General features: G+C 66.9%; 19 protein-coding genes and 1 pseudogene. 9 read left to right on the top strand and 11 right to left on the bottom strand.

The genetic code is table 11. The features are described 5' to 3' along the window. Positions 1-11 precede the first annotated feature (11 nt). The gene (locus ACSYHF_RS14455) at positions 12-383 is read left to right on the top strand and encodes a DUF4870 domain-containing protein (protein ID WP_005418071.1); all 372 of its coding nucleotides are present in this window, start codon (positions 12-14) and stop codon (positions 381-383) included. 75 nt (positions 384-458) lie between these two features. Here ACSYHF_RS14455 and ACSYHF_RS14450 read toward each other — a convergent pair whose 3' ends face one another. The 5 genes from ACSYHF_RS14450 to ACSYHF_RS14430 form a co-directional block, all read right to left on the bottom strand. Beyond that, positions 459-1337, bottom strand: a complete 879-nt coding sequence (locus ACSYHF_RS14450; protein ID WP_111126997.1) for a polyprenyl synthetase family protein — start codon at positions 1335-1337, stop codon at positions 459-461. Beyond that, positions 1327-1587 (bottom strand): exodeoxyribonuclease VII small subunit, encoded by a 261-nt coding sequence (locus tag ACSYHF_RS14445; protein WP_005410522.1) that lies wholly within the window; start codon positions 1585-1587, stop codon positions 1327-1329. The genes ACSYHF_RS14450 and ACSYHF_RS14445 overlap by 11 nt, the downstream gene beginning before the upstream one ends. Before the next feature lie 36 nt (positions 1588-1623). Further along, positions 1624-2910, bottom strand: coding sequence for a tRNA lysidine(34) synthetase TilS (gene tilS / locus ACSYHF_RS14440; protein WP_375367102.1), 1287 nt, complete (start codon positions 2908-2910; stop codon positions 1624-1626). Between the two features lie 500 nt (positions 2911-3410). Next, positions 3411-3950, bottom strand: a complete 540-nt coding sequence (locus ACSYHF_RS14435; protein ID WP_134955768.1) for a WG repeat-containing protein — start codon at positions 3948-3950, stop codon at positions 3411-3413. Next, on the bottom strand, positions 3947-5653 hold the full coding sequence (locus ACSYHF_RS14430) for an alkaline phosphatase (RefSeq protein ID WP_053497129.1): 1707 nt from the start codon (positions 5651-5653) through the stop codon (positions 3947-3949). The genes ACSYHF_RS14435 and ACSYHF_RS14430 overlap by 4 nt, the downstream gene beginning before the upstream one ends. A 154-nt stretch (positions 5654-5807) precedes the next feature. On the opposite strand from ACSYHF_RS14430, the gene ACSYHF_RS14425 reads away from it, so the two are divergent. After that, positions 5808-7142 carry a dicarboxylate/amino acid:cation symporter gene (locus tag ACSYHF_RS14425; RefSeq protein WP_005418056.1) on the top strand — a complete coding sequence of 445 codons (1335 nt, stop codon included), beginning with the start codon at positions 5808-5810 and terminating at the stop codon, positions 7140-7142. Positions 7143-7397: 255 nt separating this feature from the next. Here ACSYHF_RS14425 and ACSYHF_RS14420 read toward each other — a convergent pair whose 3' ends face one another. Together ACSYHF_RS14420 and ACSYHF_RS14415 are read right to left on the bottom strand one after the other, a co-directional pair. Next, positions 7398-8171 carry a C40 family peptidase gene (locus ACSYHF_RS14420; RefSeq protein WP_053497133.1) on the bottom strand — a complete coding sequence of 258 codons (774 nt, stop codon included), beginning with the start codon at positions 8169-8171 and terminating at the stop codon, positions 7398-7400. 131 nt (positions 8172-8302) lie between these two features. Continuing rightward, positions 8303-8842, bottom strand: coding sequence for a C40 family peptidase (locus tag ACSYHF_RS14415; RefSeq protein WP_005418044.1), 540 nt, complete (start codon positions 8840-8842; stop codon positions 8303-8305). A gap of 111 nt (positions 8843-8953) precedes the next feature. Here ACSYHF_RS14415 and ACSYHF_RS14410 point away from each other — a divergent pair, with 111 nt between their 5' ends. The 7 genes and pseudogenes from ACSYHF_RS14410 to ACSYHF_RS14380 all read left to right on the top strand — a co-directional run bounded on the left by ACSYHF_RS14410 (position 8954) and on the right by ACSYHF_RS14380 (position 14506). Beyond that, complete coding sequence (locus ACSYHF_RS14410; protein ID WP_005418041.1) at positions 8954-9436, top strand: FKBP-type peptidyl-prolyl cis-trans isomerase; 483 nt, start codon at positions 8954-8956, stop codon at positions 9434-9436. 99 nt (positions 9437-9535) lie between these two features. Continuing rightward, positions 9536-10780 (top strand): DUF418 domain-containing protein, encoded by a 1245-nt coding sequence (locus ACSYHF_RS14405; protein WP_005418032.1) that lies wholly within the window; start codon positions 9536-9538, stop codon positions 10778-10780. Positions 10781-10806: 26 nt separating this feature from the next. After that, positions 10807-10968: pseudogene (locus ACSYHF_RS14400) on the top strand (amino acid dehydrogenase); the annotation flags it as partial. Beyond that, entirely contained in the window at positions 10965-12323 is a 1359-nt protein-coding gene (gorA, locus tag ACSYHF_RS14395) for a glutathione-disulfide reductase (RefSeq protein WP_188248520.1), read from the top strand. The pseudogene ACSYHF_RS14400 and the gene gorA, both read left to right, overlap by 4 nt. Positions 12324-12482: 159 nt before the next feature. Continuing rightward, a complete protein-coding gene (locus ACSYHF_RS14390; protein WP_005418025.1) occupies positions 12483-13403 on the top strand; it encodes a DMT family transporter in 921 nt (306 codons plus the stop codon). Then, a complete protein-coding gene (locus ACSYHF_RS14385) occupies positions 13310-13738 on the top strand; it encodes an MGMT family protein (RefSeq protein ID WP_372484192.1) in 429 nt (142 codons plus the stop codon). Before ACSYHF_RS14390 ends, ACSYHF_RS14385 begins: the two co-directional genes overlap by 94 nt. A gap of 93 nt (positions 13739-13831) precedes the next feature. Further along, positions 13832-14506 (top strand): rhomboid family intramembrane serine protease, encoded by a 675-nt coding sequence (locus tag ACSYHF_RS14380; protein WP_095377638.1) that lies wholly within the window; start codon positions 13832-13834, stop codon positions 14504-14506. 90 nt (positions 14507-14596) lie between these two features. Here ACSYHF_RS14380 and ACSYHF_RS14375 read toward each other — a convergent pair whose 3' ends face one another. The 4 genes from ACSYHF_RS14375 to ACSYHF_RS14360 all read right to left on the bottom strand — a co-directional run bounded on the left by ACSYHF_RS14375 (position 14597) and on the right by ACSYHF_RS14360 (position 21200). Continuing rightward, positions 14597-16180: a phytoene desaturase family protein gene (locus tag ACSYHF_RS14375; RefSeq protein ID WP_005418020.1), complete on the bottom strand. Its 1584-nt coding sequence runs from the start codon at positions 16178-16180 to the stop codon at positions 14597-14599. A 73-nt stretch (positions 16181-16253) separates the two neighbouring features. Next, entirely contained in the window at positions 16254-16748 is a 495-nt protein-coding gene (locus tag ACSYHF_RS14370; protein WP_069139599.1) for a VOC family protein, read from the bottom strand. Positions 16749-16871: 123 nt separating this feature from the next. Continuing rightward, complete coding sequence (locus tag ACSYHF_RS14365; protein ID WP_447575752.1) at positions 16872-18881, bottom strand: M13 family metallopeptidase; 2010 nt, start codon at positions 18879-18881, stop codon at positions 16872-16874. A gap of 216 nt (positions 18882-19097) precedes the next feature. Beyond that, the gene (locus ACSYHF_RS14360; RefSeq protein WP_262233193.1) at positions 19098-21200 is read right to left on the bottom strand and encodes a M13 family metallopeptidase; all 2103 of its coding nucleotides are present in this window, start codon (positions 21198-21200) and stop codon (positions 19098-19100) included. Positions 21201-21359: the final 159 nt, after the last annotated feature.

Raw genomic sequence — 21359 nt, 5'->3', positions numbered from 1 at the left:
GGAGTTTTGTCGTGAGTGAATTCGATAACGTCCCGCCGCCGCCGGCAACCACCAATGCCCCGGCCGACCAGCGCACCATGGCGCTGGCCGCGCACCTGCTGGGCATCTTCACCTGGTTCATCGGCCCGCTGATCATCTGGCTGATCAACAAGGATGACGCCAGCAAGTCCTTCGTGACAGACCAGGCCAAGGAAGCGCTGAACTTCCAGATCACCATCACCATCGCGATGCTGATCTGCATCGTGCTGACCATCGTGATCATCGGCGGCATCCTGGCGCCGATCGTCGGCATCCTGAACCTGGTGTTCTGCATCATCGCCGCTGTGAAGGCCAACAACGGCGAAGCCTACCGCTACCCGTTCGCGCTGCGCCTGGTCAAGTAATACCGTCTGCATGCGCAAACAGGAACGCCCGGCATTGCCGGGCGTTCCTGTTTGGCGGCAGCATCACGCCAGCGATCAGTGATCGCGTTCCACCGCCAGCGTGGCCAGCGCGCGCAGCGCGTCGGCCTCTTCGCCATGGCCGGCCAACGTAGCCTGCATGCGTGCGGCCAGTTCGCGCAGCTGCGCCTTCGCACCGTCCATGCCGAGCAGCGCGGGGAAGGTGCTCTTGTCCTGCGCCTGGTCCTTGCCGGCGGTCTTGCCCAGCTGTTCGGAACTGGCTTCGACATCGAGGATGTCATCGCGGACCTGGAAGGCCAGGCCGAGCGCGTCGGCGAAGCCGTCCAGCTGGGCCAGCTGTGGTTCGTGGGCCTGGCCGCACAGCGCTCCCATGCGCACCGCCGCACGGATCAGCGCGCCGGTTTTCAGCGCATGCATGCGGGTCAGTGCCGCCAGCGTCTGCTGCTGGCCGGTGGCATCGATGTCCAGCGCCTGGCCGCCGCACATGCCGGAGGCACCGGAGGCGTGGGCCAGGGTCTGCAGGCAGGCCACGCGCAGCGTGGCCGGCAGCGGCGCATCGGCCAGCAGACCGAAGGCGCGGGTCTGCAGGGCGTCACCGGCCAGGATCGCGGTGGCTTCGTCGAAGGCGATGTGGGTGGTCGGCTTGCCGCGTCGCAGCGCGTCATCGTCCATGGCCGGCAGGTCGTCGTGCACCAGCGAATAGGCGTGGATGAGCTCGACGGCCATCGCCGCTGCGTCAAGGTGTTCAGGCTGCGCGCCAAACAGATGGCCACTGGCGTACACCAGCAGCGGTCGCATGCGTTTGCCACCGCCCAGCACCGAATAGCGCATGGCCTGGTGCAGGCGCTGCGGTGCTTCGGCGGGCGAGGGCAGGGCGGCGTCGAGCTGGCTTTCGATACGGTCGCGCCAGCGCGCGAACAGAACCTCAGCCGTCATGGCTGGGCGGATCGAAAGGCTCGGATGCTTCCGGCTGCGCCGGATCGCTGAGCAGGCGCACGCGCAGTTCGGCCTGTTCCAGCGCCTGCTGGCACTGGCGGTACAGACCGACGCCGCGTTCGTAAGCACTGAGCGAGGCTTCCAGGCTCAGCTCGCCGGTTTCCATCTGCTCCACCAGCTGTTCCAGCGATTCGAGCGACTGCTCGAACTGGGCGACCGGGGAGGCGTTTTCGGGGGACTTCTTGGCCATGCGGCAAGTGTGGACGGGCTGCGCGCGGGGGTCAATTCACCAGCCGCCGGGGCGCCACTGCAGCTGCGCGTCGTGGGCCTGCAACCAGGCCTGCAGGGGAGCTGCGATGACCACGTCGGCGGCGGCAAGCAGCTGGGGCCCATCGAAGATCAGCGGCAGCTGGGCGCGCCGCCAGGGGGCAAGGTGCTCGCGTTGCAGGCAGTCCTTCAGCGCATGCGAATGCGGGCGGTCGGGCAACATGATGCGCTCACCGCCCACGCGTGCACGGACCTGAAGCGGCCGTTCGAAGGCCACGGCGCCCTGCAGGCGCAGTTGGCCACCATCGGGCAGCGGCAGGGGGGCATGCCCGTCCCATTCGGCCTGCCATCCGCGGGGCAGCGATGGCAGCTGCGCGGGCAGCAGATAGGCGTGCTCGCGCCATTGCTGGATGGCATGCTCGTGCCAGCGCAGCCGCGCCTGGCGATCGTTGCTGGCCGGCAGCAGTTCGTGCAGACCCTGCTGCAGTACCGTGGCCGGCAGTGGGGCGGCACCGTGGCCGATCACCCAGGCGCGCAGCACGCGCGCGGCACGCCCCGGTGACACCTGGCGCAGCAGCTGCAGCGAAAGCACGCGTGGTGCCACTTCCAGATGCGCGATCAGCTCGGCGTCTTCCTCGTCCAGCAGAGCACGGGTCTGCCCGCAGTGCATTGCGCTGCCCGCCAATGCCGCAGCCGCATGCGGCCAGCGCTGGCGCAGCAACGGCAGCACCTGCAGGCGCAGGAAGTTGCGATCGGCGTGGTCGTGGCCATTGCTGGGGTCTTCGATCCAGCGCAGCGCGTGCTGCCGCGCGTAGTCGAGCAGTGCGCTGCGTGGCACCGCCAGCAGCGGCCGCCATAGAGGCTGTTCGCCAAGGCGGCTGTGTGCGGACATCGCGGCAAGGCCATCGACGCCGGATCCGCGCAGGGCACGAAGCAGGAAGGTCTCGGCCTGATCGTCCTGGTGCTGCGCCAGTGCCAGCGTTTCGCCGTCGCGCAGTTCGGCGGCGAACGCTGCACGTCGTGCCTGCCGCGCCGCGCCTTCAAGGCCGAGGCCCGCGCGCTTGTCGACCTGCACGTGATGCACGGCCAGTTCAATGCCCAGTGCCGCGCATTGCTGCTGGCAATGCAGCACCCAGGCGTCCGCATCGGCCTGCAGGCCATGGTGTACGTGCACCGCACGCAGCGCCGTGCCGGAGGCCTGTGCGCAGCGCCACAGCCAGTGCAGCAGCACGGTCGAGTCGACACCGCCGCTGTAACCCACCAGCAGCGGCGCATCCAGCGGAACGAGGGCAGGGAAGGCAGTCACGGCGGCAAGTATAGGGTGGGGTTTGCTTGGCAGGGCTGCGCCCTGCACCTGCTACGAGCCAGAGCAACAGGAACAGCAACAGCAACAGCTGGTCTGCTGAGGGATGGCGGGGTGGGTCCGGTTGCGGGGGACGCTGCAACCGGACCCACCCCGCCTTCGACAGTTTCCTGCGAACTGTCGGATTGCTCATGGGGTCAGATCCGTTTTCCTGCGGAAAACGGATCTGACCCCCGGATTCAATTCGATATCTGACAGATCTGATCCATGCATGGCGTGGACGGTCCAACCGTCACCGGAAATCTGTCGGGGGTGGGGCGGTGTGGGTGGGCAGGACCGTTGGCGCCATGGATGGCGCCATCGAGCCCCCAAGGACGGGTTTACGGCGTGTCCTGACCAGCCACACCGCCCCGCCCAACTCACAGAAAACCAGAGCCGCTTTTGATCTTGATTTGGCTTCGGCTTCGGCTTCGGCAGGTGCAGGGCGCAGCCCTGCCGAAACCCTACTTCACCCGGCGGCCCGAGCGGTCGATGCGGAACCGCTCTCCGCCTTCCATCGGCGTGTGGCCATCGGCATCCGGCATGCCACGCCGGCACCCGTTGCAGACCTCGGCCACGCCATCCTGGAACGGCCAGGCGAAATCGAAGGTGCCCGGCACCACCTGGCGGAATTCCAGATCGAAGTAGCTCACGCGATTGCCGACGCGGCCGCGCAGCAGGCCTTCCTGCGGCGTTTCCGGGCCGTTGTCCCAGGTAAGCACCGGCAGGCTGTGGCCCGTGCGGTCGACGTAGTGGAAGCCCTGGTCGGCATACACCACGGCCAGGCCGTGGTCGTCGTAGTTCAGGTCCTTCAGCGTATCGGCGCTGATCTTCAGCCGGTGATCGACCACCTCGCAGTTGGGGAGCGGCCACAACCCGTGTTCGTCGGTCAGCAGCTTGCATGCCTGTGCCTGTGCATTGGCACTGACCAGCACGCCAAGCATTGCCAGCGACCGCGCAAAGCGGCCGCTGGCAGGGGCAGGGCGGGCCTGCCGCGCGATCACTTGGCCTCGGCCTTGCGTTCGAAGGCCGTCGGTGCCGGCAACTGCACAGGGACGCCCTTGTCATCGCAGGTGCCGGCCTGGCACAGGCGCTCGCGCAGGGCTGGGGTGGCCTGCACGATCATGTGGTAGATCGCGTTCTGTTCCAGCGTGCCGCGGATCGCCTTGCTGCCCGGGCCACGTGCCCAGATGCCGACGTCCTCACCACCATGCGATTCGGACTTCATCGGCACCAGCGCTTCCTGCATGTAGTCCGGATGCTCGGTGTCGACCTCGCGCAGGTTCGGGCGACCGTTGGCCGGTTCGAAGCTGCTTGGGTTGTGCGGGTAGCGCTTCGGCCCGGCCGGCTGCTGGTTGCTGCTGCCGGTGTGGCCTGGGCCGTTGGCGTAGCTCAGCGTGGTGTACGGCTGGCCGGTGCCGTCCAGGGCGTAGTCCAGCTTGCCGGCGCCGTCTTCGCCGCCCTTGTCCTTCACCTTGCCCAGGATCGGGTTGCCGCGTGCCGGGTAGCCGACGAAGTTCAGCGTGTGCGAGTGGTCGGCGGTGACGATGATCAGGGTGTCGTCGGCCGAGGTCAGCTCGTTGGCCACGCGCACCGCATCGGACAGCGCCACGGTCTCGGTCAGTGCACGGTAGGCATTGCCGCTGTGGTTGGCGTGGTCGATGCGCGCGCCTTCGATCATCAGCACGTAGCCTTCCGGGTGCCTGGAAAGGTTCTTGATCGCTGCAGCCGTCAGTTCGGCCAGGCTCGGCTCACCGCCCGGATCCTGCGGGCGCTCGTACTCGTAGCGCATGTGGTCCGGTTCGAAAAGGCCAAGGATGGCCGGCGCATTGGCGGCCGCGGCCAGCTGCTTGCTGTTCCAGACATAGGCACCCTGCGGATGCGCCTGCTGCCATTCCTGGACCAGGCTGCGGCCGTCCAGGCGCTGGCCAACCTTGTCGTCGTATTCCGGGTCGCGCTCTTCCACGGTGGTGAACTCACCACGGCCGCCACCAAGGGCGACAAGCGGGCCGCGCCCATAGCGCGAGGTCGACAGCAGCTGTTGGGCGATGTCCTTGCAGCCGGCCGCCTTGGCCGCTTCAGTCAGGTCGGTGTCGTTTTCCCAGTTGCGCTCGGGCGAGTGCGCGTAGGTGGCAGCCGGGGTGGCATGGGTCAGGCGTGCGGTGGAGACCACGCCGGTGGCCAGGCCGGCGCTGTCGGCCAGCTGCAGCCAGGTCAGCAGGCCCTTGGACAGGCTGTCGGCACAGTCGGTGCGGCTTCCGGCACTGACGCCGATCGCGCCCATGTGGGTCTTCACGCCGGTGGTGATGGCGGTCATGGTGCCGGCCGAATCAGGCGTCTGCGAATCGGTGTTGTAGGTCTTGCTGAACGCCGTGGCCGGGAAGCGTTCCCAGGACAGCAGGTTCTCCTCGCCGGAGCCGCCCTTGCGCTGGCCCTCGTAGATGCGCGAGGCGGCCACAGTGGTCAGGCTCATGCCGTCACCGAGGAACAGGATGACGTTCTTGGCCTTGCCGGACATCGCACCATTGGCCGCAGCCTGGGCGGCCCCGCTGCGGTACCACCACTGCGGGGTCTCGCCGGCCGGATGGGCGACGGGATCGACGGCGACCTTCAGGCCGGCCGGGGCGGACGCGGGGGCGGAGCTGGCGCAGGCGCCCAGCAGAAGGGTGGTGGCGCAGGCGGCCAACAGAGAGACGGAACGACGCATGGACGCTGGGATCTCACAAACTGTAACGGGACATTCATTATGCCCGCCCCAGCAAGGCACGCCGATGACACACTGATTTGCCGGCCGGGCGGTCGTTCTGCGGGCTGCCTTGGGCTATCGTGCCAGCATCCCTTCCTTCCCCTCTGGATTGCCTATGAAGCTGGTCTCTGCCTGGCTGCGGATTCCGTTCTGGCAGCGCGTGGTCGGTGGCTTCGTGCTCGGCGCGCTGGCCGGCTGGGCGCTCGGCCCGGCCGCGGAAACGTGGTTTGGCCCGCTCGGTGAGCTGTACGTCACCCTGATCAAGATGATCGCCGTGCCGCTGGTGTTCTTCGCGGTCATCAACGCGATCTCGTCGCTGCACGGGCAGAAGTCCGTGGCCGCGCTCAGTGGGCGCACCTTCCTGTGGTTCGTGATTACCGCTGCGCTGGCAGTGTGTGTCGGCCTGGCCGTGGGTACGGTGCTGCAGCCCGGCGCGGGTGGCCTGCAGTTGTCGATGGCCAGCAACTACGTGCCGCGCGAAGTGCCCAGCGTGGTGCAGGTGCTGCTGGACGTGGTGCCTGCCAATGTCTTCTATGCACTGTCCGGCATCGGCACCAAGGTCAACGCGGCCGGTGAGACCGTGCTGGCTGCGGGTCGCGGCTCGATCCTGCCGGTGATCTTCTTCGCCGGCCTGGTGGGCTTTGCCATCGTCAAGCTGGGCGAGAAGGTGACCGAGGCGCGCAAGCTGGTTGGCCAGATGAGCGACATCATGATCCAGGTGACCCGCTTCGTACTGGAAGTCACCCCGATCGGCACCTTCGGCCTGATCGCAGGCCTGGTCGGCAGCTATGGGTTCGAGAAGCTGCTGCCGCTGGGCCATTTCGTGCTGGCGTTGTACGTGGCCTGTGCGCTGCACATCGTGGTGGTCTACAGCGCGCTGCTGCTGGCGCACGGCCTGAACCCGCTGAAGTTCTTCCGTGGCGCCGCACCGGGCATGCAGGTTGCGTTCGTCAGCTCGTCCAGCTTCGCTGCGATGCCGGTGGCGCTGCGTTCGATCACCCACAACCTGGGCGTGAACAAGGACTACGGTTCGTTCGCGGTGCCGCTGGGCGCCAGCATCAAGATGGACGGCTGCGGCGCGATCTATCCGGCGCTGTGCGCGGTGTTCATTTCGCAGTACAGCGGCGTGCCGCTGACCCCGGAGCAGTACGTGGTGGTGCTGATCGCCTCGGTGCTGGGCAGCTTCGGCACCGCCGGCGTGCCGGGTACTGCGGTGATCATGGCCACGGTGGTGCTGAGCGCAGCCAATCTGCCGCTGGAGACCATCGGCTACCTGTATGCCATCGACCGCATCCTGGACATGATGCGCACGATGACGAATGTGACCGGCCAGATGCTGGTGCCGGTGCTCGTGGCCAAGGAGACCGGGTTGCTCGACCAGGCGGTGTATGACAATCCGTCCAGCAATGTGGGCGTGGACGATCCTGACCCGACACCGCCACGCGCCTAAGGTTGCGTGGAGATGAAAGGCCCGCCCTGACCCGGCGGGCCTTTTGTTTGGGAGCTGGTTGGCGCGGTGGCGGCCAAGGCGGGTCCTGGTAGATCCACGCCATGCGTGGATGGAGGCAGTGCCGACCAACGGTCGGCACCCACCAGGGCAGGCGGCGCGATGCCGACCAAGGTCGGCACCTACCGGGGGCGCAAACAAAAAAGCCGCTGCAGGGCAGCGGCTTCTCGCATCAGGCGGCGCCGTAGCGCCAGCGGGTCAGAGGTCGACCCGGCGGGCCTGCATGAACTTGTTGCCCCAGTAGCCACTGAGCAGGGTGTCCACGCGGACGTCCTTGCCGGAGCTCGGTGCGTGCAGGAAGCGGCCGTCGCCGACATAGATGCCGACGTGGTCGACGCGGCCCTTGCGGCCGAAGAAGACCAGGTCACCTGCGGCCAGCGCGGTGCGGTCGTTGATCAGTTCGGCGTTGTCATCGTGGGCCATCTCGCGCGAGACGCGCGGCAGCTCGATGCCCAAGGCCGAACGGAACACATAACCGACCAGGCCGCTGCAGTCGAAACCGCTGTCCGGGTTGCTGCCACCCCAACGGTACGGGGTGCCCAGCAGGGTCATCGCGCGGCGCAGCAGCGACTGCACCTTGCCGTTGTCGGCGGCGGTACCGACAACGCTGCCATTGGCGGCGCTGCTGGTGTCGTAATTGGCGAGCAGGCGGCTGAGGTCGCCGGCCACCACGGCCGAGCGGTCCATCAGCGGAATGGTGTCGTTGGCGGCCAGGTGCGGCAGCAGGGCGGCCAGCGTGGCGCTGGCGGCGGCATCGACGCGGCTGCGCTGCGGAGCGGCAGCCTCGGCCTTGGCGGCCGGTCGGGCGGCGCTCTCGGCCACCGGGGCCGGGGGCACATCGGAACGGTTCGGAGCGGTCTGCGACCAGGCCGGAAGGCTGGTCAGGCACAGTGCCAGGCCAAGCAACAACGGGCGGGCACTGCGTGAAGATACGGAAGTCTGGCCTTCGCTTTTCAGGTCGTCAGTCGTCACGCGTCGGTCACAGGAAAAAAACGATGGGGCATCATGCCCTGTAAAAGCGCCGATAAGTTAAAAATTCCGTTAGTAAAACGTTATTGCGGTAGTGATGTAAGTCACAGTTTTGAACATATCGCCTGTTCATTTTAGCGAAGGACGCGTTTCGCCCCCGTGTAGTGGTCTTTCCAGTAGGGGCCGCTGAGCGAGTCGAGGCGTACCGTCCCGCCGGTACTCGGCGCGTGCACGAAACGCCCCTCACCTACATAGATGCCGACATGGGTGACGCTGCCTCGGCTGCCGAAGAACACCAGATCGCCGGTGGCCAGGCGCTGCGGATCGATCTTCGGGCCCTGTACCGCGGCCAGGTCGCGCGAGGTGCGCGGCAGTCGCAGGTCCAGCATTTCGCGATAGACATAGGCGACCAGGCCGCTGCAGTCGAAGCCCGAATCCGGGGTATTGCCGCCATAGCGGTAGGGCGTGCCGACCAGGCTGATGGCCCGCATCAGCACCGAGTTGGCGGCCTCGGGGTTGTCCGGCACGGTCTTCGGCCAGTTCGCCGTCGGCGGCGGCGGCGCCGGGCGGGTGGCCTTGCCGCCTCCACAGGCGGTCATCAACACGGGCAGGGCCAGCAACAGGGCCGGGGCGAGAAACCGGCGCGGGCCGGACGAAACTGGCGTGATGTGCATGATCTCCGGATAATGCGCCACCTTGGATTGGCCGTCATGATGGCGGCGTCCCCGCCGGGCGACAACCCGCCCCAACCCGCCTGCCTTCGGCAGATCCAGACAGAGTTGCGCATGAAGATCGAAAAAGACCGCGTTGTCCGCTTCCACTACACCGTTTCCGAAGTCGGCCAGGAGCCGATCGAGTCGTCCAAGGACCGCGGCGAGCCGCTGGCGATCCTGATCGGCCACGGCAACATCATCCCGGGCCTGGAAAACGCCATGATGGACAAGGAGGCCGGCGCGACCTTCAACGTCGACGTCAAGGCGGCCGATGCCTACGGCGAGCGTCGTGAAGGCCTGTCCCAGCGCGTGCCGAAGAAGCACTTCGGCAACACCAAGCTGGCCCCGGGCCAGCAGGTCGTGCTGCAGACCAACTTCGGCCCGCGTGCGGTGACCGTGCAGAAGGTCGGCATGAGCGTCGTCGACGTCGACCTGAACCACCCGATGGCCGGCAAGGATCTGCACTTCGACGTCGAGATCGTCGACGTGCGCGAAGCCGGCAAGGAAGAGATCGACCACGGCCACGTCCACGGCGACGGTGGTCACCAGCACTGATCGCAGCGCGATCGTGATGGATGCAGCGGCCCGCTTCGGCGGGCCGTTGCGTTTCTGGAACACGGCGCGGCCATCCATGGCGTACGGGCCGGCGGCATAATGGCGGACCTGCCTGACGGACGCCCCGTGAACGCCGCTTCTCCTTCCCTGCAGCCGGTCGCTTCCGGCGAACGCATCGCCGTGCTGGACGTGCTGCGCGGTGCCGCGCTGCTGGGCATCCTGCTGATGAACATCGAGGCCTTCAGCGGACCGCTGGACCTGGCCTTCACCGGCATCGACGTGCATTGGCAGGGCATCGACTACTGGGCCGATGCCTTTGTGTACGTGTTCGTGCAGGGCAAGTTCTTCACCCTGTTCTCGCTGCTGTTCGGCGCCGGCTTCGCGGTGATGGCGCAGCGCGCTGAGGCCGCCGGGCGCGACTTCACCCCGTTCTATCTGCGCCGCAGCGCTGGCCTGCTGCTGATCGGCCTGTGCCACGCGCTGCTGGTCTGGTCCGGCGACATCCTGGTGATGTACGCGTTGGTCTCGTTGCCGTTGCTGGCCTGCCGCGAGGCGCCGCGCAGCTGGCTGCCGTGGATGGGCGTGACCGTCTATCTGGGCGGCGTTGCGCTGATGCTGCTGGTGGGCGCGATGGTGTCGATGGCTTCGACCGAAGAGGTGCGGGGCATGCTTGCCGAGGCGCAGCAGAGCATCGACCTGCAGCGGCAGGTGTACGGGCAGGGCAGCTGGGCGCAGGCCACTGTGCAGCGCCTGAGCGAGTTCGGCACCTCGATGGGCGCGCTGCTGATCACCGGCCCGGAAGTGCTGGGCATGTTCCTGATCGGCAGCTGGTTCGCCGGCAGCGGCGCGTTGGCGACGCCGGAGCGCTTTCCGCGGCTGTACGCGGTGCTGCGTTGGGGGGCACTGCCGCTGGGCCTTGTGGTCACGCTGCTGGGTGTTGCCTGGAAGCCCTATCTGGCGCCGGGTGCCTACGGCCTGCCGGCGACGGCGGCGATGGCGCTGGTGACGATCGGTGGCCTGCCGATGTGCCTGGGTTACCTCGCGTGGATCGTGCATTGGCGTGCGCGGTTGGCCTGGCTGGCACCGGTCGGACGCATGGCGCTGACCCACTATCTTGGCCAGTCGCTGCTGTGTACCTGGACCTTCTACCAGTATGGCCTGGGCAGGTTCGAGACGATGCCGCGCAGTGTGCAGCTGTTGTTCGCGCTGCTGCTGTTTGCCGCGCAGGTGGTCTTCTCGCACCTGTGGCTGCGCCATTTCCGCTTCGGCCCGATCGAGTGGATATGGCGTGCGATGACCTATCGGCAGTGGCCATCGATGCGGCGCGGGACGGAGCAGGGGTGAGCGATGGGCACGCATGCGCTGTGCCGATCGGCCGCGCGCCCGCGCATCCTCACGTCTGGCTTGCAGCGGGGCATGGCATGCTCGGCATCAGCATGAGTGCCGGCACCGGCCAGCTGATCGCCGATCTCGTCTGCGGCCGCACGCCAGCGATCGATCCTGCCCCTTACCGACCCGAGCGATTCCGATGAGCACTGCACCTTATGATTACGACCTGATCGTCCTTGGCGGCGGGTCCGCCGGCCTGGCCGGCGCCATCCGCGCAGCACAGCATGGCAAGCGCGTGGCGATGCTGGAACCGGGCGAACTGGGCGGAACCTGTGTCAATGTTGGCTGCGTGCCGAAGAAGGCGATGTGGCTGGCGGCCGACCTGCACGAGCGCATCGGCCTGGCCAATGCGATGGGCTTCGATGTCGAGGCACGCCCGGCGCTGTCGTGGAAGGAGCTGGTGATCCATCGCCAGGCCTACATCACCAACATCCACACCAGCTACCACAAGCGCCTGGATGAAACCGGCGTGGTGCGCATCCCTGCGCGCGGCCGTCTGCTCGATGCGCATACCGTGGCCTGCAGTGACGGCGTGCATTACAGCGCCGAGCACATCCTGATCGCCACCGGCGCGCATCCGCTGCGCCCGGATATTCCCGGCGCTGAACTGGGCCTGGTTTCCGATGACTTCTTCGATCTGCGTGCGGCACCGGCCGAGGTAGCGATCATCGGTGGCGGTTACATCGCGGTGGAGCTGGCCGGCCTGCTGCAGGCACTGGGCAGCAAGGTCAGCCTGCTGGTGCGCGGCCAGCGGCTGCTGGATCGCTTCGATTACGAGCTGACCGATCAGCTGGCCGAGAACCTGAAGCAGCAGGGCGTGCGCATCCATTTCGGCTATCGCCTGCGCGAACTGCAGCGCGATGGCGAACGCGTACGTGCGTTCGGTCATGATGGCCCGCTCGACAGCGTGTTCGATGCAGTGTTCTTCGCCACCGGCCGGCGCGGCAACAGTCGCGACCTGGGCCTGGAAGCGCTGGGCATCGGCATCGGCGAGCACCAGCAGGTGGAGGTGGACGAATGGCAGACCACCTCTGTGCCGAGCGTGCACGCGGTGGGCGACATCGCTGGCAAGGTCGGCCTGACGCCGGTGGCGGTGGCCGCTTCACGGCGGCTGATGGACCGCCTGTTCGGTGGACGTCCGCAATCGAAGATGGATTACGAGAACGTGGCCAGCGTGGTGTTCTCGCACCCGCCGCTGGGTGCAGTGGGCATGAGCGAAGAAGAAGCGCGCGCGCGTTTTGACCAGGTGAGCGTTTACCACAGCCGTTTCCGCCCGATGCTGCAGGCGCTGGCCAACGGCACCCAGCGCAGCCTGTTCAAGATGGTGTGCGCGGGCCCGGAGGAGCGCGTGGTGGGTATCCACCTGCTGGGCGAAGCGGCCGACGAGATCCTGCAGGGCTTCGCGGTGGCGGTGAAGATGGGCGCGACCAAGGCCCAGTTCGACGACACCGTGGCGATCCACCCGACCTCGGCCGAGGAAGTGGTGCTGATGCGCTGAGCCCGCTGTTGTAGAGCCGCGCCCACGCTCGGCTGCTTTTCGCCCAGGCTTGGCGAAGCCGAGCGCAGGCTCGGCTCTACAGGGCACCGAGGGCGCCCGTGCGACAATGGGCGCCCCCACGCCTTACCGGGCCGCTCTGCGCGGCCCGCCGTCGTCCTGATGTCCACTCCCGCTTCCCGCATCGCTACGGCTTCCCCCCGCATCGCGCTGGGGGGTATCGGCCTGGCCGCGATCGGCGCCATCGCCGCCTCCGGCAAGGCCATCATCGTCAAGCTCGGCCTGCGTCATGGCGTCGATGCCACCTCGCTGCTCGCCCTGCGCATGCTGATGGCGCTGCCGCTGTTCGTGCTGATGGCACTGTGGGCTGCGCGCCGGGCAGAGCCGCTGTCCTGGGCCGACCGCGCCCGCGTGCTGTGGCTGGGCTTCACCGGCTACTACCTGTCCAGCCTGCTCGATTTCCAGGGCCTGCAGTACATCAGCGTGACCCTGGAGCGGCTGATTCTTTACTTGAACCCGACCCTGGTGTTGCTGATCAACGTGCTGCTGGCACGGCAGCGGCCGGGCCGCTGGCAGATCGGCGCGCTGGTGCTGAGCTATCTGGGCGTGCTGCTGGCCTTTGGCCACGATCTGCAGCGCGAAGGTGGGCAGATCATCGTCGGCAGCCTGCTGGTGCTGGGCAGTGCGCTCAGCTACGCGCTGTACCTGTTCGGCAGCGGGCAGGTGGTGGCACGCATCGGCGCGGTGCGGTTGACCGCCTACGCCAGCTGCGTGGCCAGCGTGCTGGTGCTGCTGCACTTCGCGGTGACCCATCCGCTGCCACTGCTGTGGCAGGCACCGGCACCGGTGCAGTGGCTGTCGTTGGTCAATGCCACCGTGTGCACGGTGCTGCCGGTGCTGGCGATCATGCTGGCGGTGCAGCGCGTGGGTTCGTCGCTGGCCGCGCAGGTCGGTATGCTGGGCCCTGTTTCCACCATCGTGATGAGCCTATGGCTGCTCGACGAACCGATGGGGCCGGCACAGATCGCCGGCACCGTGCTGGTGCTGATCGGCGTTCTGCTGGTGACCCGCCTGCGGCGCTGACGCCGGAGCAGGCGCGTGCGCGCATCCTGGCGGTGATCCGCGCGATCCCGGCGGGGCAGGTGATGGGCTACGGCCAGGTGGCGATGCGCGCGGGCCTGCCCGGGCGTGCGCGCCTGACCGCGCGCATCCTGGGCCAGAACGACGACCCGGACCTGCCCTGGCACCGCGTGCTGCGCTCGGATGGGCGCATCGCCATGGAAGAAGGGTCGGCGGGCTGGCGCGAGCAGTCGCAGCGGCTGCGTGCCGAGGGCGTGGTGGTTGAGAACGGCCGGGTGCGGATGCCCACGACCGATCCGGCGGTTGTGCTGGATGCTGCCGTTTGGGGCCCGGGCTGAGCATCGCTGGCGACTGAACAGGCCGGACCTGCCGGTCGCCAACAAGGCGCGGTGCTGCGGCTATGATGGAGGCCGTTCCATGCCGGTGCTCCCATGTTCCCGCGTCTGCCAACCGTCACCAAGGCCCTGCTGATCGCCAACGCGATCCTGTTCCTGCTGCAGCAGCCGTTCCTGCTCGGCATGCAGACCTTCGAGCCGTTCATGCTGCAACCGCTGCAGCAAGGCTTCGATGCGTTCTCGCCGGGCGGCAACTTCCAGCCTTGGCAGCTGCTGACTTACGGTTTCCTGCATGGCAGCTTCATGCATCTGTTCTTCAACATGCTGGCGGTCTTCATGTTCGGCGCGCCGCTGGAGCAGACCTGGGGCGAAAAGCGCTTCCTGCTGTATTACCTGGTCTGCGTGGCCGGTGCCGGTGTCTGCCAGCTGCTGGTGGGTACGCTGCTGGAGAACCCGGCCACGGTGCTGGGGGCCTCTGGCGGCGTGTTCGGCCTGCTGCTGGCCTACGGCATGCTGTTCCCGAACCAGCGGGTGATGCTGCTGTTCCCACCGATCCCGATGAAGGCGCGCACCTTCGTGATCCTGTTCGGCGTGGGCGAACTGGTGCTGGGCATGACCGGCTGGCAGCCGGGAGTGGCCCACTTCGCGCACCTCGGCGGCATGCTGTTCGGCTGGTTGCTGATCCGCTACTGGCGAGGGCAGCCGCCGTTCAACAAGCGCCGACCGCCCGGCCCACCGAAGCGCCCGAACCATCTGCGCAGCGTCAAATGATCCGAAGGATCATTTGACGCTGTAGGTGCCGACCGTTGGTCGGCACGCCTTCTCCCACGCGGGTAGGTGCCAACCTTGGGTGGCACGCCTTCAGAGATCCTGCAACACCACCTGCGCCGCATTGTGACCTGGCGCGCCGGTCACGCCGCCCCCGGGATGTGTTCCCGACCCGCACAGATACAGGCCGGGCAGGGCACCACGATAGCCAGCCTGGCCAACCATCGGCCGTGCCGAGAACAACTGGTTGGCACTGAGCGCTCCGTGGAAGATGTCGCCGCCGATCAAGCCGAAGGTGCGCTCCAGATCCAGCGGTGACAGCACCTGGCGGCCCAGTACGCTGCCAGCGAAACCCGGCGCATACCGTTCAACGGTGGCGATCATCAGATCGGCCACCGTTTCACGATGATCATCCCAGTGACGCCCACCGGGAAGCACGGGCGCCACGTGCTGGCAGAACAGGCTGGCCACATGCTGCCCGGGCGGCGCCAGCGAATCGTCCAGCGTGCTGGGAATGAGCATTTCCACGATCGGTTCGCGTGACCAGCCATTGCGACGCGCATCCAGCCAGGCACGGTCCATGTAATCCAGGCTGGGGGCCATGATGATCCCGGCGCTGAGGTGATCGCCGGGACCGGGCAGAGCGCGGAAGTCCGGCAGCTGCGACAGCGCGACATTCATCCGGAACGTGCCCGAACCGCAGCGCCAGTTCGCCATGCGTTCGCGCGTTGCGTCCGGTACCTGCTCCGGTGCCAGCATCTGCTCGTACAGCAGCTTTGGATTGACGTTGGCGATCATCGCGCGTGCGCGCAGGATTTCGCCGTTGGCCAGCGCCACGCCCACGACACGACCCTGCTCGATCAGCAGGCGTTGCACACGGGCATCCACGCGCAGCTCAGCCCCGGCCTCCCGCGCGGCAGTGGCGATGGCCTGGCTGATCGCGCCCATGCCACCAATCGCATGGCCCCACGCACCTTTCATGCCATTGCACTGGCCGAACACATGGTGCAGCAGTACGTAGGCACTGCCCGGTGTATAGGGGCTTGCGTAGTTGCCGACGATGCCATCGAAGCCGAACAGCGCCTTGATCGGCTCGCTTTCGAACCAGCGGTCCAGGTACTCGGCGGCCGACAGCGTGAACAGGTCCAGCAGTTCCTGGCGATGCGGCGCGTCCAGCGTTGCCAGTTCGCGGCCGAGCTTCCCCATCTGCCATAGTGCGGGCAGCGCACGCCAACCACCCGCCACGCCCAAGTCCGGGGGCGCGCGCAGGGCCCAGGCGCGCAGCACATCAGCGAAGATCTCCAGGCGCGCTTCGTATTCGGGTAGCCGCTGCGCATCCCGCTCGGAAAACTTCGCGACCTCGGCCTGGGTGCGGCCCGGTGCGGACAGCAGGTAGCGGCCGTCCGGCAATGGCAGGAAGTTGTTGGCCGGGCGATTGATGATGCGCAGCCCATGCGCATGCAGCTGCAGGTCGTCGATCACCTTCGGCTGCAGCAATGACACCGTGTAGGACGCCACCGAGTTGCGAAACCCGGGGTGGAATTCCTCGGTGACCGCCGCGCCGCCGAGAACGCCACGACGTTCCAGCACCAGCACCTTCTTGCCAGCGCGTGCGAGATAGGCCGCGCAGACCAGGCCGTTGTGGCCGCCACCGATGATGATCGCATCCCAGGACATCAGCACCTCGGAAAAAGGGGACGGAGGGAATTAAGTCGCAATCCGCATCTGCGCACAGGGGGGAAGAAACGACTTAATCCCCTCCGTCCCCTTTTTGGATTGCCGCTTCGATGGTGGCGATGTCGATCTTCTTCATCGGCATCATCGCATTGAAGGCGCGCTTGGCCAGTGCCTTGTCCTGGCTGGTCACCGCTTCGATCAACATGCGTGGGCTGATCTGCCAGGAAATGCCCCATCGGTCCTTGCACCAACCGCACTGGCTCTCCTGTCCGCCGTTGCTGACGATGGCGTCCCACAAGCGGTCAGTCTCGGCCTGGTCCTCGGTCTGGATCTGGAAGGAGAAGGCTTCGCTGTGCTTGAACGCGGTGCCGCCGTTGAGGCCGACGCAGGGGATGCCGCAGACCGTGAATTCGACCGTCAGTACGTTGCCTTCCTTGCCGTCGGGGTAGTCGCCGGGTGCGTGATGCACCGCAGTCACCGCACTGTCGGGCAGGAGGCTGGCATAGAAGGTGGCGGCCTCGAGCGCGCCGTTGTCGTACCAGATACAGATCGTGTTCTTGTGTGCCATGTCCGGCTCCACGTTGGACGAAGCCGCAGCGATAGCACGCCCGGTGTTAACCCCGGATCGTGCTGCACCCGCAAAAAAAGGGCGCCCGAAGGCGCCCTTTGCACTACCAGTGCGGCAGCGGGCTCAGCGCCAGACCTTGATCTGGTCGGCTTCGCTGCGCTGCATCGGCTGCCCGGCCTTGCAACTGAAGGTGGCACCGAACGCCGGCAGGTTGGCCAGCGTGCCGTTGCTGCGCCACAGGCCCGGTGCGCGGATGTCGGCGGTCAGGCGGCGTGCGGCCTCGTTCGGCGACAGCTGCTGTGCCCACAGCGTCGACCAGGCGCGGAAGAAGCCCTGCTGCTGTGCCTGCTTGGCCTTGGGCTCCTGCGCGGCATACGCCGCCCATGCCAGTTCCAGGCCGGCGATGTCGGCCAGGTTTTCTTCCTGGGTGAGCGTGCCGTTGACCTTGGCACCCTTTACGCCCGGGAAGTCGTAGGCACTGTACTGCGCGGCCACGCGATTGCCGAGCAGGGTCCAGGCGGTCTTGTCGGCCGGTGTCCACCAGCTGCGCAGCTCACCCTTGGCATCGACCAGCGCGCCCTTGGCATCGATCGCACGGGTCAGCTCATGGCCGACCAGGCCACCGAAGCTGCCGAACTTGTCGGCGGCGTCGGCCTTGGCGTTGAACACCGGGCCCTGCAGGATCGCGGCGGTGACGATCAGGCGGTTCTGCGCCAGGTCGTAGGCCAGCGACGGCTGCTGCGGCAGCACGTCCCAGCGGCGGTCGGCATTGCCCTTGCCGATGCGCTTCATTTCCTCGCGGTGGCGCCAGGTCGAAGCAATCAGCATGTTGCCACCAAACGAGCCGCGCCCCATCGGCTGCACGCTGTAGTCCAGGTCGCGCAGCGGCGTGCCGATCTCGATCTTCAGCGCAGCCAGCTTGGCTTGCGCTTCAGCCTTGGCTTCGGCGCTCATCCAGCTGTTGTTCTTGACCGCTTCGATCTGCACTTCGCGCAGCTTGTCGACGATCCACGCCGCCTGGCGACGATCTTCGGCCGACAGGTAGCGGGCGGCGTACTCGCGGCCGACCATCGGGCCGGCGGCCACATTGATTGCATCCAGCACGGATTCCCAGCGCTGCGGCGGCAGGGTCTGGCCACGCAGCACACGGCCACGGAATTCGAACTCGGCGTCGCGGTAGGCCTTGGACAGGTACGGCGCCATCGAGTCGCCCACGCGCCAGCGCAGGTAGGCTTTCCACTGGTCCGGCTTGAGCTTGGTGACCATGCCATCGAGCTGCTTGAACAGCCCCGGATCGGCCAGCGAGACCAGGTCGTCATCCACGCCCTGTGCCTTCAGGAAAGCGTCCAGCTGCAGATTGCGGTAGCGGCTGTTGAGCTCCTTGGTGGAGATCGGCGCGTAGTTGTTGAACGGGTTGTTGATGCCGGCCAGCGACTGCGCGTTGCGCGCCAGCTCGGTCTCCAGCGCGATTACCGCCTGCGATTCGGCATCCAGCTTGGCCGCCGGGGTGCCGGTCAGCGCCAGGATCTGCTTGACGTAGTTGCGGTAGCGGCCCATCAGCGCCACGGTGTCGGCGTCGGTGCGGGTATAGAACGCAGGATCCGGCAGGCCCATGCCGCCCTGCATGAAGTAACCGATGTGGCGGTCCAGTGCCTTCAGGTCGACGTCGGGGCCGAAGTTGAAGGCGACCGGGATGCCCACCTGGTGCAGCGCGGCGATCGACGCCGGCACATCCTTGGCCTTCTTGATGGCGTTGATGCGGGTCAGCAGCGGGGCGATCGGATTGGAACCGTCCGCCTCCACGGCGGCTTCGTCAAGGCCACTGGCCCAGAAGTCACCCAGCAGCTTCTGCACATTGCCCTGCGGCGACTTCATCGCGGCGTCGAGCAGGTCGCGCTGCTGCTGGCGGCTGCGGTCGACCAGCTGGCCGAGCGCGGTAGTGGCACCGGTCTGCGGCACCGGGTTGGCCTTCAGCCAGCCTGCATTGGTGGCGTCGTAGAAGTCGCTGCACTGGGCGCTGACGGCCGGGGCGCGTGCGGCCTTCTTCTTGGCGGCGGCAAACGCATCGTGGGTCGGGACCAGAGTCGCCAGGCTGATGCCCAGGGCGATGGCAAGCGGACGGAAGTTGGGCATGTGGAACGAATCCGTGATGGATTGAGGGCGCGCGCACTATAGCAAGCCGGGCATGGGCGCGGCATGCACGCATCACGGTGGCTCCGCCGAGCCGTGCGCCGACCAAGGTCGGCATCTACCAACGGCGTGGGCCATGCGTGGATGACGGGCGCTGTGAACAACAAAGGCCCGGGAATTCCCGGGCCTCTGCAGGTACGCCGCAACGTCAGCCGTGGGTTACCAGATCACCACCTGCTGCTCGCCGCTGCGGGCCATCGGCGAACCGGCCTTGCACTGGAACGCGGCGGCGAAGGTCGGCAGGTTCGACGGCGCACCCATGGCGCGGAACTGCGCCGGGGCGTGCGGGTCGGTGGCCAGGCGGACCTTGGCGTTTTCCGGGGTGTACTTGGTGCGCCACACGGTGGCCCAGTTGAAGAAGAAGCGCTGGTCTCGGGTGAAGCCATCGACCTTCGCATCTTCCTTGCCGGCGGTGGCCTTCTGCAGCGCGTCGTAGGCGGTGGCCAGGCCGCCCAGGTCGGCGATGTTCTCGCCCAGGGTCAGGTGGCCGTTCACCGCCTGGCCGTCGACCTTGTACTGGTCGAACTGCTTGACCAGCTTGCCGGTCAGGCCTTCGAAGTTCTTCTTGTCGGCCGGGGTCCACCAGTCTTCCATGTTGCCGGTCGGCCCGAAGCGTGCACCCTGGTCGTCGTAACCGTGGGTCATTTCATGGCCGATCACCGCACCGATGCCGCCGTAGTTCAGCGCATCGTCGGCCTTCGGATCGAAGAACGGCGGCTGCAGGATGGCGGCCGGGAACACGATCTCGTTCTGCAGCGGGTTGTAGTAGGCGTTGACGGTCTGCGGGGTCATGCCCCACTCGGTCTTGTCCACCGGCTTGCCGATCTTGGACAGGTTGAACTTGTAGTTGAACTCGTTGGCCGCGCGCACGTTGCCCAGGAAGCTGTCGCGCTGGGTCTGCAGGCCCGACCAGTCGCGCCACTTGTCCGGGTAACCGATCTTCGGGGTGAAGGTCTCCCACTTGGCGATGGCCTTGGCCTTGGTTTCCTCGCTCATCCAGCTCAGGCCCTGGATGCGGTCCTTCAGCGCGGCGGCCAGGTTCTTCACCAGCTCTTCCATCTTCGCCTTGGCTTCCGGCGAGAAGGCAACCTTCACGTACAGCTGGCCGAAGGCTTCACCGGCATCGTTCTCGATGGTGCCCAGCACGCGCTTCCAGCGCGGCTTCTGTTCCTTCTGGCCGTTGAGGGTCTTGCCGTAGAACTCGTAGTTCTCCTGCACGAAGGCGTCAGCCAGGTACGGCGAGGCGCTGTCCACGGTGTGGAAGCGCAGGTAGGCGCGCCACACCGACGGGTCGGTATCACCCAGTGCCTTGCTCACTTCTTCATGGAACGCCGGCATGGCCAGCGAGAACTTCTCCGGCGCGGCAACGCCCTGCGACTTGAAGAACTCGGTCCAGCTGAAGTTCGGGGTCAGCTTGTCGGCGTCGGCCAGGGTGACCGGGTTGTAGTACAGCTCGACGTTGCGCGACAGTTCGACGCGCGACTTGGAGGCCTTGGCCAGCCGGGTTTCGAACTTGACCACGTCCTCGGCCTGCTTGGCCGCGTCGGCCGCGGCGACGCCGGACAGCTCCAGCACCTTGGCCACGTGCGCCTGGTAGGCCTTCAGCTTGTCGGCGTTCTTGGCATCGGTGTAATAGGTGGTATCCGGCAGGCCCAGGCCGCCCTGGCTGGCGTAGGCCATGTTCATGGCCGAGTTCTTGAAGTCCGCTTCGGCACCGAAGCCGAACAGGACGTTGTCACCCTTGGCGGCGCTGGTGCGCAGGTAGTTGGCGATCGCCGCCTTGTCCTGCAGGGCGTCGATCGCCGCCAGGTCGGCCTTCAGCGGCTCGATGCCCTGTGCGTTGATCTTGGCTTCGTCCATGCCGGTGGCCCACAGGTCGCCGACGATCTTCTCGATGTGGTTCGGATTCTTGACCTGCGCGACCTGTTCGGCCAGCTGGTGCTGCACGGCCACCGAACGCTCGTCGAGGATGGTGAACGCGCCCCAGCTGGTGCGGTCGCCCGGGATTTCGTTGGCGGCCAGCCACTTGCTGTTGACGTAGTCGCCAAAGGCGGTGCAGGCGTCCTTGGTAGTGTCCAGGTCGCTCGGCTGGAAGGCGTTGTAGGCCGGCAGCTTGCTCTCGTCCAGCTTATAGGTGGTGGCTTCGGCGGTGGCCGGGGCGGAGGCGGCGGCGTCCTTGGCCGGGGTTTCAGTCTTGCCGCAGCCGACCAGCGCGGCCGAAACGGCCAGGGTCAGCAGCACGATCTTGGGAGTACGGGTCACTTGAATGGCCTCCAGGCCGAGTGAGTCAGGGAGTGGCCGCAGGTGCGACCGTGGGCCGAACGATACGCCGCTGGCCAGACCTGCAAGGGTGTCGAAGGTCATGTCCCTGCGCAAGGGCCAGAACGTGCAAGGGCGCCCGCCGGGCGCCCCTGCTGTAGG

It is taken from the genome of Stenotrophomonas maltophilia group sp. P373 (assembly GCF_053295075.1).
Note: the sequence above shows the minus strand (reverse complement) of the source record. Positions and strands in the feature narration are given on the sequence as shown.

What these genes read in the sequence shown, in the direction of transcription:
- ACSYHF_RS14445 (WP_005410522.1), bottom strand. Translation starts at nt 1,587, where the DNA reads ATGGCCAAGAAGTCCCCCGAAAACGCCTCCCCGGTCGCCCAGTTCGAG.
- ACSYHF_RS14370 (WP_069139599.1), bottom strand. Translation starts at nt 16,748, where the DNA reads ATGGCACACAAGAACACGATCTGTATCTGGTACGACAACGGCGCGCTC.
- ACSYHF_RS14375 (WP_005418020.1), bottom strand. Translation starts at nt 16,180, where the DNA reads ATGTCCTGGGATGCGATCATCATCGGTGGCGGCCACAACGGCCTGGTC.
- ACSYHF_RS14425 (WP_005418056.1), top strand. Translation starts at nt 5,808, where the DNA reads ATGAAGCTGGTCTCTGCCTGGCTGCGGATTCCGTTCTGGCAGCGCGTG.
- ACSYHF_RS14405 (WP_005418032.1), top strand. Translation starts at nt 9,536, where the DNA reads ATGGCGGACCTGCCTGACGGACGCCCCGTGAACGCCGCTTCTCCTTCC.
- gorA (WP_188248520.1), top strand. Translation starts at nt 10,965, where the DNA reads ATGAGCACTGCACCTTATGATTACGACCTGATCGTCCTTGGCGGCGGG.
- ACSYHF_RS14390 (WP_005418025.1), top strand. Translation starts at nt 12,483, where the DNA reads ATGTCCACTCCCGCTTCCCGCATCGCTACGGCTTCCCCCCGCATCGCG.
- ACSYHF_RS14380 (WP_095377638.1), top strand. Translation starts at nt 13,832, where the DNA reads ATGTTCCCGCGTCTGCCAACCGTCACCAAGGCCCTGCTGATCGCCAAC.
- ACSYHF_RS14450 (WP_111126997.1), bottom strand. Translation starts at nt 1,337, where the DNA reads ATGACGGCTGAGGTTCTGTTCGCGCGCTGGCGCGACCGTATCGAAAGC.
- ACSYHF_RS14430 (WP_053497129.1), bottom strand. Translation starts at nt 5,653, where the DNA reads ATGCGTCGTTCCGTCTCTCTGTTGGCCGCCTGCGCCACCACCCTTCTG.
- ACSYHF_RS14365 (WP_447575752.1), bottom strand. Translation starts at nt 18,881, where the DNA reads ATGCCCAACTTCCGTCCGCTTGCCATCGCCCTGGGCATCAGCCTGGCG.
- ACSYHF_RS14410 (WP_005418041.1), top strand. Translation starts at nt 8,954, where the DNA reads ATGAAGATCGAAAAAGACCGCGTTGTCCGCTTCCACTACACCGTTTCC.
- ACSYHF_RS14415 (WP_005418044.1), bottom strand. Translation starts at nt 8,842, where the DNA reads ATGCACATCACGCCAGTTTCGTCCGGCCCGCGCCGGTTTCTCGCCCCG.
- ACSYHF_RS14385 (WP_372484192.1), top strand. Translation starts at nt 13,310, where the DNA reads ATGGCTGCTCGACGAACCGATGGGGCCGGCACAGATCGCCGGCACCGT.